Genomic DNA, 1,896 nt, shown 5'->3' on the forward strand with positions numbered 1-1,896 from the left:
TGCCCACGTGGCGGAATTGGTAGACGCGCATGGTTCAGGTCCATGTGCCGCAAGGTGTGGGGGTTCGAGTCCCTCCGTGGGCACCAAGAATTCCGCAGAAAAGGCCTCCTTCGGGAGGCCTTTTCTCATTGCGCGCGGCATTTGTTGACTCCCGCACATATAACGGCATAGTATGCTTACTTATTTGACAATAAGGAAGCCCATGCTGCTGCCTCTCCTGCGCGCCCGCCGCGCACTGCTGCCCGCCCTGCTGCTGACGCTGCTTCCGGCCACTGCCGGCGCCGCCGGCAAGACCGCTGCGGACTGGCAGGCCGCCGCCAGGGCCGATATCGAGGCGGTGCACCAGCTCATCCTGACCGCGCATCCCGGCAGCATTGACGAGCTCAATCCCGGCTTCAGGGTCTGGGCCGAACAAGGCTACCGCGAAGCGCTGCAGCTAATTCCCAGGGTGAACAGCTACGATTCCATGATGGCGGCGGCGCGCTACTACGTCAGCGGTTTCCGCGACGGCCACTTGATTTACTCGGACAATGCGCGGCGCGATTATCCCATGCTGGTCAACGGCTGGCGGCTGCGCAAGCAAGGCAGCGACTACGTGGTGGATGCGCACTTGAAGGACTGGCCGGCGCCATTGCCGCCGCTGGGCGCCCAACTGCTGCGATGCGACGGCCGCGAGGTGGACGCCATTCTCGCCGAAGACGTCGCACCCTATATCGAGCGCCGCAGCAACGGCAAATTGGCCGAACACCTGGCTGGCGCGCTGACCGTTCCCGCCCTGCCCGACCTGCAACTGAAGCGCTGCCAGTTCCGTACCGCCCAGGGCGCCGTGCTGGACATGCCCATCACCTATCAGGGCATCCCCATGCAGCGCTACTTCCAGCCATGGGAGAAAGCGCCGCCAAAAAGCCCGCAGCAGCAGCGGCGCAGCAACAAATTCAGCTTCGAGGACGGCGTACTGTGGATCAGCGCGGCCAATTTCAACGCGCTGCCGTCCAAGGAGCAGATCGCCGAGTTCGACGCCATGCTGGCTGACCTGGGCACACTGCAGGGCGTGCGCCTGATGGTGTTCGACGTGCGCGGCAATGGCGGCGGCAGCAGCGTCATCGGCGACAAGATCTTCACCGCCGCCACCGGCGGACTCGACTACGACAAGCAGGATCTCGACAAGCTGCCACGCACTTACGCGCAATGGCGCGTGTCCGACCTGCTGCTGGAGACCGCCGGCAAGTTCACGCAAGGTTTCGTCACGCGCTACGGCCCGGACAGCGCGGAGGCGAAGCGGTCCGAAGCCTTCCTCAAGCAGGTGCAGCAAGCCAGGGCAAAAGGCGAGACTTGGGTGGAACAGCCCGGCGGCAACCTGCTCACGCGCGCGGAAGTCGCCCGGCGCGGCGGCAAACTGCGCCGCTATGGCGGACCCGTGGCGCTGCTGACGGACGCGTCCTGCGCCAGCGCCTGCCTCGACTTCGCCGACCTGGTGCTAAGCGTTCCCGGCGCCGTCCACCTCGGCCGCACCACCGGCGCCGATACGCTGTACATCGACGTCGGCCGCGCCAGGCTCCCGAGCGGCAATGTGTTGGTGATGCCGCAGAAAGTGTGGCGCAACCGCCTGCGCGGCAGCGACGAGGCGCTCGCGCCGGGCATCGTGCTGAAGGCCGACCTGGACGACGACGCGGCCGTGCGCGCGGAAACCCTGGCCGCGCTGAAGCGGGACCGGCGAGCCGCCCCTTGACGGCGGCTCATCCATCCCTTACTATGCGTGCCTTCTGTTGCAGAACAACGCCGCAGAGAACGCAGTAACAGTGCCCACGTGGCGGAATTGGTAGACGCGCATGGTTCAGGTCCATGTGCCGCAAGGTGTGGGGGTTCGAGTCCCTCCGTGGGCACCACAGAATTCCG

General features: G+C 65.8%; 1 protein-coding gene and 2 tRNA genes. All 3 read left to right on the forward strand.

The window, feature by feature from the left end:
- Window position 1 precedes the first annotated feature (1 nt).
- The 3 genes from AC6H42_RS31160 (at window position 2) to AC6H42_RS31170 (ending at window position 1,886) form a co-directional block, all read left to right on the forward strand.
- Window positions 2-86 (forward strand) — tRNA-Leu (locus AC6H42_RS31160).
- A gap of 116 nt (window positions 87-202) precedes the next feature.
- Window positions 203-1,729 (forward strand): S41 family peptidase, encoded by a 1,527-nt coding sequence (locus tag AC6H42_RS31165; protein WP_057155537.1) that lies wholly within the window; start codon window positions 203-205, stop codon window positions 1,727-1,729.
- 72 nt (window positions 1,730-1,801) lie between these two features.
- Window positions 1,802-1,886, forward strand: a tRNA-Leu gene (locus AC6H42_RS31170).
- The last annotated feature ends 10 nt before the right edge of the window (window positions 1,887-1,896 follow it).

The organism is Massilia sp. NBRC 108631 (assembly GCF_059704565.1).